Annotated in this window: 6 protein-coding genes; 1 reads left to right on the top strand and 5 read right to left on the bottom strand. The window is 66.7% G+C overall.

Going from position 1 to position 7,416, the window contains the following annotated elements; all coding sequences use genetic code 11:
* Positions 1-56 precede the first annotated feature (56 nt).
* The 5 genes from Q0K17_RS09535 to Q0K17_RS09515 form a co-directional block, all read right to left on the bottom strand.
* On the bottom strand, positions 57-1,841 hold the full coding sequence (locus Q0K17_RS09535) for an aminopeptidase P family protein (protein WP_294542572.1): 1,785 nt from the start codon (positions 1,839-1,841) through the stop codon (positions 57-59).
* Between the two features lie 149 nt (positions 1,842-1,990).
* Positions 1,991-3,988 carry an FtsX-like permease family protein gene (locus tag Q0K17_RS09530; RefSeq protein WP_294542570.1) on the bottom strand — a complete coding sequence of 666 codons (1,998 nt, stop codon included), beginning with the start codon at positions 3,986-3,988 and terminating at the stop codon, positions 1,991-1,993.
* Positions 3,981-4,760 carry an ABC transporter ATP-binding protein gene (locus tag Q0K17_RS09525; RefSeq protein ID WP_294542568.1) on the bottom strand — a complete coding sequence of 260 codons (780 nt, stop codon included), beginning with the start codon at positions 4,758-4,760 and terminating at the stop codon, positions 3,981-3,983. Before Q0K17_RS09525 ends, Q0K17_RS09530 begins: the two co-directional genes overlap by 8 nt.
* Before the next feature lie 141 nt (positions 4,761-4,901).
* Positions 4,902-5,897 (bottom strand): HAMP domain-containing sensor histidine kinase, encoded by a 996-nt coding sequence (locus tag Q0K17_RS09520; RefSeq protein WP_294542567.1) that lies wholly within the window; start codon positions 5,895-5,897, stop codon positions 4,902-4,904.
* Entirely contained in the window at positions 5,894-6,565 is a 672-nt protein-coding gene (locus tag Q0K17_RS09515) for a response regulator transcription factor (RefSeq protein ID WP_294542566.1), read from the bottom strand. The genes Q0K17_RS09520 and Q0K17_RS09515 overlap by 4 nt, the downstream gene beginning before the upstream one ends.
* Before the next feature lie 258 nt (positions 6,566-6,823).
* On the opposite strand from Q0K17_RS09515, the gene Q0K17_RS09510 reads away from it, so the two are divergent.
* Positions 6,824-7,416 (top strand): GTP-binding protein (locus Q0K17_RS09510; protein ID WP_294542565.1); only part of this gene is annotated, 593 nt, incomplete at its 3' end.

Here is a 7,416-nt window from a genome sequence, read left to right as displayed (position 1 = left end):
GGAAAACGCTGCAAGGCGTTCGCCGCGGGGCGGTGTTCTGTTGGTATGTCGGGGACTCAGCGGCCGATGGGGGCGCACTTGGCCTTCAGCCAGGCCTTTTCCTCCTCGTTCAGGCGGGGAGCCAGGGTCTCGTACACATGCTGGTGGTAGTTGTTCAGCCAGTCGATCTGGGGGCGGCTCAGCTCGTCCACCAGCACCGGCTCGGTGGAGATGGGCACCACGGTCAGGGGCTCAAAGGCCAGCCAGTTGCCGTACTGGTTGGTGCCGGCAGACACGCATTCCAGCTCGTTCTCAATGCGGATGCCCACCTCGTCGGTCTCGTACACGCCGGGTTCGTCGGTGATGGTCATGCCGGGTTTGAAGACCACCCCGTTCTGAGGACGCAGGCTCTGGGGGCCTTCATGCACGTTGGCAATGAAGCCCACCCCGTGGCCGGTGCCGCAGCGGTAGTTGATCTTGTGGGCCCACAGGGGCGCACGGGCAAAGGTGTCCAGGGCAAAGCCGGTGCAGTAATCCAGGAAGACCGCCCGGGCCATGTCGATGTGGCTCTGCAGGGTCCAGGTGTAATACTTGCGCTCGTTTTCGGTCAGGGGGCCCATGGGATAGGTACGGGTGATGTCGGTGGTGCCGCAGTCATACTGGCCGCCGTTGTCAATGAGCAAAAAGCCCTTGCGCTCAATGGGGCTGTTGACCTCCCCCTCGGCGTGATAGTGCATCATGGCGGCGTTGGGGCCGTAGGCGGCGATGGTGTTGAAGCTGTCCTCCATGTACCCGGGCTGTTCGCTGCGGCGGCGCTGGAGCATGACCTCAATGTCGGTCTCCATCAGCTGCTTGCCTTCGGCCAGGGCCTTTTCCAGGTCCATCTCAAACCGCACCAGGGCCACGCCGTCCCGGATGTGGCATTCCCGGCTGTTGGCCAGCTCCACCGGGTTCTTGACCCCCTTCAGGGCGATGATGGGGTCGGCACCCTCCTTCACGGTCAGGTGGGGGTTGGCCTCAATGGCGCTGTACAGGTCGTAGTTGGTGGTGGCGGGGCTGACCAGGATGGTCTCCTCGTCGGTGCGGCTGCGCACAAAGTCCAGCAGCTCGGTGTAGTCCCGCAGGGCCACACCCTGGGCGGCCAGGGCGGCGGCGTCTTCCGCGCTCAGGCGGCCCGGAGCCAAAAAGAGGGTGCAGCTGTCGGCAGTGATGTAGGCGTAGGACACCGCCAGCGGGGTGCAGGGCAGGTCATGGGCCCGCATGTTCAAAAGCCATGCCACGCAGTCCAGCCCGGTGACGGCCAGGGCGTTGGCGCCCTCCTTGGCCAGTTCCGCCCGCACGGCGGCGATCTTCTCGGCGGCATCGGCGCCGGTGACCTCCTTCTTCAGAAGGAAGCAGGGGGTGTTGGGCAGGGCCGGACGCTCGCCGCCCCAGATGGAGCTGACCACGTCCAGGCTGCGCAGGCTGGCGCCCACCTTTTCCAGGGTCTTGGCGTAGTCCCGCACGGTGGCGGTGGGCACGCAGGAGCCGTCCAGCAGCAGGGTCTGACCGGCGCTGAACTTCTGGGTCAAAAACTCCGCCACGGTGGGCACACCGGCGGCGCCGGCGTGCATGGACTGGATCTCGGTGCCGGCCAGCTGCTTGTCCGCCTGGACATAGAACCGGCCGTCCACCCACAGGGCGCTCTCACTGCCGGTGACCACCAGGGTGGCGTTCTCCCCGATAAAGCCGGTGAGCCAAGGCAGGGCGTTGTAATAGGCGGGAACATATTCGCTGCAATGAGGGTCGCTGGTCATGACCAGCACGCCGTCGGCACCGTTGGCCTGGGCGGCCGCCCGCAGGGCGGCGATCTTTTCGTTCACGGTCAAAGTTGAACACTCCTTTATCTATCCCACAGGGGAACCGGATTTGGATGATATCCTTTGTAATTGTAGCACGTTTTGCAAAATAGTAAAGGGGCAGGGTTAGCAACGGCAAACCCTGCCCCTTTCCCGATAGGATCCCGGTCCCCTCACATGCGCACGATGCGGTAATACTGCCGCGCGGTCAGGGCGTACACCCCCACATAGCACAGCCCGAACACCGCCAGGGTGCCCCCGGCGCACAGCCAGAAGAGCACCGGGTCGGACAGCCCGAACACCGCGATCATCCGCATGAGCATGGGCGAGGCGGCCCCCAGGTGCAGGGCGGCCCCCGCCAGGGGCAGGAAGAACACCCCCAGCACCTGGGTGCGGATGGCGCCCCGGACCTCCCCGGCGCTCAGGCCCACCTGCTGCAGGATGACGAACCGGCTGCGGTCCTCATACCCTTCGCTGAGCTGTTTGTAGTAGATCATCAGCACGGTGGCCAGACTGAACATCAGGGCCAGGAACACCCCCAGAAAGACAAAACTGCCGTTCATGGCGTAGTACTGCAGCCGGATGCCCGCCCGGTTGTACACATACAGTCCGGCGTCAAACCCGGGCTGGATGCCCTCCCGGGGCAGGGCTGCGTCGATGGCGGCAGCGCAGTCCAGCAGCTGGTCCTCACTCAGGCCGGCGGGGTCCAGCAGCACCGAGTACCGGGCCCCCGCCATGGCCCCCGAGGCTTCGGCGGCCCGCACCGCCCCGGCCAGGTCCGCCCGCCGGGGCAGCACCACCCAGACGGTGCCGTTGTCAAATCCGGTGTCAAAGATGTTGGGCAGGGGCCATTCCGTCGGCTGGCCGGCGTTTTTCCAGGTCTGGCCGTCCAGCACCAGGTCCCCGCTGCCGCCCTCCGGCCAGAGGAGCAGGGCGGTGCCCGGGTCCAGGGAAAGGGCCTGCCCGGTGAGGGCGGTGTAATCTTCGGCGGCAATGAGGTAGAAGCCGGTCAGGCCGGTGGGGTCGTTGGAACTGCGGGTCACATACCCGGCCTGGGTGGCCTGCGCCCCCAGGGTGCAGTAGGCAAACCCCTGGGCGGGGGCGTCGGTCCAGGGGGCGGCGGCATGGGCGGTGAGGGTGTCCAGCCAGGTATAGTCGGTGTCGGCCAGGGCGTCGGTGTCACAGCTGCCGGAAACCATGATCTCGTGGGGATAGCTGCGGTCCAGGGTGACCTCGATGCCCGCGTACAGGCAGACGGTGGTGGCCACGCTGACCAGCACGGTGGTCACCAGGATGCAGATGTTGGCCAACCCCCTGGCGTTCTGGTTCATCCGGTAGAGCAGCCCCGACACCGCAATGAAACGGCGGGGATGGTAGTAGAAGCGTTTGTTCCGGCGCAGGGCCTTGAGCAGCACCACGCTCCCCGCCCCGAAGAGGCAGTGGGTGCCGATGATGACCAGCCCCACCGCCGCGAAAAACAGCAAAAGGACAAAGAGCATGTCGGTGGTGAAGAAGGAGAGGGCGTACCCGCCGCCCAGGCAGAGGACCCCCAGCAGGGCCAGCAGCCTGCGGCTGCGGGGTTCCCGCTCGCCCATCTGTCCGGCGTGGAGCAGCTCGATGGGCCTGGCCCGGAAGATGCGGCGCAGGTCCCACAGGTACAGCCCTGCAAACAGAAGGGCGAAGGCGGCGGCACTCTCGGCGGCGCCGGGAAGGCAGAAGGAAAATCCCATGGGCACGCTGAGCAGCATCAGCCGCAAAAGCAGCACCAGGGCCAGTTTGCTGAGCAAGGCCCCCGCCCCGATGCCCAGCACCGTGCCCGCCAGCCAGACCAGCACCGTCTCCACGGCGTGGATGGCCCCCACGTCCCGGCGGCGCAGGCCCAGCACGCTGTACAAAGCCAGCTCCCGGGCACGGCGGTGCATCACAAAGCCGTTGGCGTAGACCAGGATCCACACCACCAGGAACACCAGGATACCGCTGCCCAGGTTGAGCATGAGGCCGGCATACACCCCGCCCCGCATGGTGGCCACCAGTTCGCTGTAGGCCAGGAACCGCAGGATGTAGCACATGGCCACACAGCCCGCGGCGGCCAGGGTGAAGGGCAGGTAGAGCTGCCGGTTGCGCAGCACCCCCCGGGCGCCCATGCGCAGATACAGCCGGAATTTAGACATGGTCCGCACCTCCCGCCAGAGCGGTGAGGGTGTCCGAAATGCGGGCGAACATCTCCTCCCGGCTCAGAGCCCCCCGGTACAGCTGGTGGTACACCTGGCCGTCCCGCAAAAACAGCACCCGCTGGGCGTGGCTGGCCGCCCGCACGCTGTGGGTGACCATGAGAATGGTCTGGCCCCCGGCGTTGATGGCCCCGAACAGCTCCAGCAAGGCGTCCGCCGACCGGGAATCCAGAGCGCCGGTGGGTTCGTCCGCCAGCACCAGGGCGGGCCGGGTGATGAGCGCCCGGGCCACCGCCACCCGCTGCTTCTGCCCGCCGGAGATCTCGTAGGGGAACTTGTCCAGCAGGGCCGCAATGCCCAGCTGCAGGGCCAGGGGCTCCAGCCGGGTACTCATCTCGGCGTAAGGGGTGTCTGCCAGCACCAGGGGCAGCAGGATGTTGTCCCGCACCGAGAGGGTGTCCAGCAGGTTGAAGTCCTGGAACACAAAGCCCAGGTGGTCCCGGCGGAACTCCGCCAGGTCCTTGTCCGGGATTTTGGTCAGGTCCCGGCCGTTCAGGCAGACACTGCCCCCGGTGGGCCGGTCCAGGGCGGCCAGAATGTTCAGAAGGGTGGTCTTGCCCGCCCCCGATTCCCCCATGATGGCCAGGTATTCCCCTTTGGGCACCGTGAAGCTGATGTCCGCCAGGGCCTGCACCCGCAGGGACCCGAACCGGGCGGTGTAGACCTTTTCCAGGTGGGTGATGGCCAACAGCGGCGTTTCCTTGTTTGGCATGGGTGTTGCTCTCCTTTGTTCAGACTGTCCGGCCGCCCGGAACCGGTCGGCTGGCTGTTTCCAGCATACCCCCGCCGCCCGGTCCCTGCCATGGCTTTGGCTTACAGTCCGGGGCCGCTGCCTTACGGTTTTGTCACATGCTCATTCATAGAAGGCGCCTGCGGGGGGAAAGGTGAGCACAAAAGTACAGCCCTGCCCCGGGGTGCTGCGGGCCTGCAGGGTACAGCCCATCCGCTCCGCCGCCCGGGCACACAGGTACAGCCCCAGCCCGCTGGACACCGCCCCCGCCGCCCTGCCGTTGGCCCCGGTGTAGCCTTTTTCAAACAGGCGGGGCAGGTCGGAGGGAGAAACACCCGGCCCGGTGTCGGAGACCCGCAGGGCCTGCCCGTCCGCCTGCACCGTCACGGTGCCCCCGGGCGGGGTGTACTTCACCGCGTTGGACAGGAGCTGTTCCAGAATGAACCCCACCCACTTGGGGTCGGTGACCGGGCGGGCCTTTTCCGGGGCGCCCGCATAGACCAGCCGCAGCCGCCGCAGAATAAACATCCGGGCATACCGGCGCAGGCTGCGCCGCACCACCGGGTCCAGGGCGGTGGGGGCCAGGGCCAGGTCCCGGCTGTCCGCCCCCAGGCGCAGATACCCCATGGCCGCGTCCACGTATTCCTCGGTGCGGAAAAGCTCCGGTTCCAGCGCGGCGGGGTCCGTCCGGTTCTGCACCAGCAGCCGCATGGCCGCCAGAGGCGTCTTGACCTGGTGGGCCCAGACGGCAAAATAGTCCAGCAGGTCGTCCCGCAGCGCCCGCCGGTCCCGGCCCAGGGCGGCGGCCCGGGCCACCTGGGCGTCCAGGGCCTGTTGGTAGGCGGCCTCCAGCCCGCCGGCGGGGGACCCGGGCAGGGGGATGTGGTCCCGGTCCGGGTCAGCGGCGGCCTGACGGGCGGCCTGCACCCGGCGGTGCCACCCCGGCCACCCGGCCCCCAGCAGCAGGCAGCACCCGGCCAGGGCCAGCGCCGCCCCGTAGGCAGCGCCCTCGGCGGGCAGGCCGTACAGCAGGGTCACCAGGGCAAAGACGGCGGTGCACAGCCCCCAGGTCAGGGGCACCTGCCGCCGCTCATACAGATAGGCCAGCACCGTTTTCATGGAATGCAGTATCCCTCCCCCTTCACCGTCCGGATGAGCCCCGGCACCCCGGCGGCTTCCAGGCGCTTGCGCAGGCGGGCCACATTCACCGTCAGGGTGTTTTCGTCGATGTAGCAATCGGTGGCCCACAGGGCGGTCATCAGGTCCTCCCGGCGCACCACCTTGCCCCGCCGCTCCAGCAGAGCCTGCAAGATCCGCAGCTCGTTGCGGGTCAGGGTCACCGGGCCGGTGTCCGCCCGCAGCACCCCGGCCCCCAGGTCCAGGGGCACCCCGCCGCAGTCCGCCAGCTCGGGGGCACGGCGGTAGGCGTAGGCGCGGCGGAGCAGGGCCTGTACCCGGGCTCCCAGCAGCTCGGCGTCAAAGGGCTTGGCGATGTAATCGTCCGCCCCCAGGTCCATGGCGGTGACCTGGTTCAGACTGTCCGCCGCCGAGGACAGAAACAGAATGGGCAGGTCGGACACCTCCCGCAGCCGCCGGCACCAGTGGTAGCCGTTGTGGTAGGGCAGGGAAAGGTCCAGGATCACCAGCTGGGGGTCAAAGGCCCGGAACCGGGGCAGGATGTCGGTGAGGTCTTCGGCCACAGCCGGGTCGAAGCCCCGGTCGGCCAGCACCCGGGCGATGGACCGGGCCAGGGACTGGTCGTCCTCCACGATCAGAATACGGTACAAGAAAGGTCCCTCCCATCGGATGGTGTTTGCCTGCGGCACGGCAGGAAAAGGGAAAGGGCACGGCGGCCCCTTTGTCTGATTCTACGAATCAGCTCCGGGCATTTTGGCACGGGAACGTGCAAAAAACGGTGGCTTTCCCATGGAAAATTGTGCCCTTTGCCCCTTGACGGCTTTGTTATAATAGTATTAGCAGACGGCGGCCCGGAGTGCCGGGTCAGCCGCCCTTTCACTGTAACAGAAAACAGAGGTTGATTGAATATGAACAAGACCAAGATCGATATTTTCTCCGGCTTTCTGGGCGCCGGCAAGACCACACTCATCAAGAAGCTGATCCAGGAAGCCTTCGGCGGCGAAAAGCTGGTGCTCATCGAGAACGAATTCGGTGAGATCGGCATCGACGGCGGCTTCATGCGGGAGGCGGGCATCCAGGTCAACGAGCTGAACTCCGGCTGCATCTGCTGCTCCCTGGTGGGCGACTTCCGGGAAGCCCTGAAAAAGGTGGTGGAGACCTACCATCCCGACCGCATCCTCATCGAGCCTTCCGGCGTGGGCAAGCTGTCCGACGTGACCCGGGCCGTGGAGGGCGTGGCCGAGACCCTGCCCGTCACCCTGAACAGCTTTGTCACCGTGGCCGACGTGAACAAGGTCAAGATGTATATGAAGAACTTCGGCGAGTTCTATGACGACCAGGTCAGCCATGCTTCCTGCCTGATCCTCAGCCGCACCGGCAACGCCGACGAGGCCAAGGTGGCCAAGGCCGTGGCCCTGCTGCAGGAAAAGAACCCCACCGCCACCATCGTCACCACCGACTGGGCCGCCCTGAACGGCAAGCAGATCGTGGCGGTCATGGA

The sequence above is a fragment of the uncultured Gemmiger sp. genome, from assembly GCA_944388105.1.
Lineage (GTDB): Bacteria > Bacillota > Clostridia > Oscillospirales > Ruminococcaceae > Gemmiger.
Note: the sequence above shows the minus strand (reverse complement) of the source record. Positions and strands in the feature narration are given on the sequence as shown.